Here is a 564-nt window from a genome sequence, read left to right as displayed (position 1 = left end):
TCTTCGATGGCTTCGGCTTCAAGATAGAGCGCCTGGCCGAGCATGCCGCATTCCCAGAAAAGATGACGGTAACGCCATGGCTGCTTCATGGCGATTTCGAAGTTTGCGAGCATCCCCAGCGCAAAGCAGGAATCGGCGGCGATATCCTGGTGACAACTGATCAGCTTTGCCACCGCGCGTAAATCGAAAGGCAGTAGGAAATAGAGTGGCAGATGGTCTGGTCCAGTCCTTTGCCACAGCCATTCCGGGCGCATGGCCCGCTTGAGGTCAGGCAGCGCTCCGGAATTCCTCACCAGCAGATACAGGCCCGGCTCCAGACCGTCCACGCGGTGCACAAACAGCGCCGGATGCACCGCTGCAGGAGACCTCAGCGCGTTCCACGGTGGCGTGTCGCGACTCACCAGCAGGCTTTCCAGCATGGTAAAAAAAGCCGCGGCGGCGATGCGCGTCGTACCATCGAAACTCGTGGCGCTGCGCCGCTGCCGGGCGATCCGGGCAAAGCTCAGGTCGAGGGCGGGCGTCGCAGACCACAGATGCGGCTCTGAATTTGGCAGCGTCGGTTCG

1 pseudogene is annotated in these 564 nt (G+C 61.3%); it reads right to left on the bottom strand.

The window, feature by feature from the left end:
* Positions 1-564 (bottom strand): annotated as a pseudogene (locus ACW4E8_RS41090) (nitroreductase); the annotation flags it as partial.

It is taken from the genome of Cupriavidus sp. CP313 (assembly GCF_054072015.1).
This window is presented reverse-complemented; position numbering and strand designations above follow the sequence as displayed.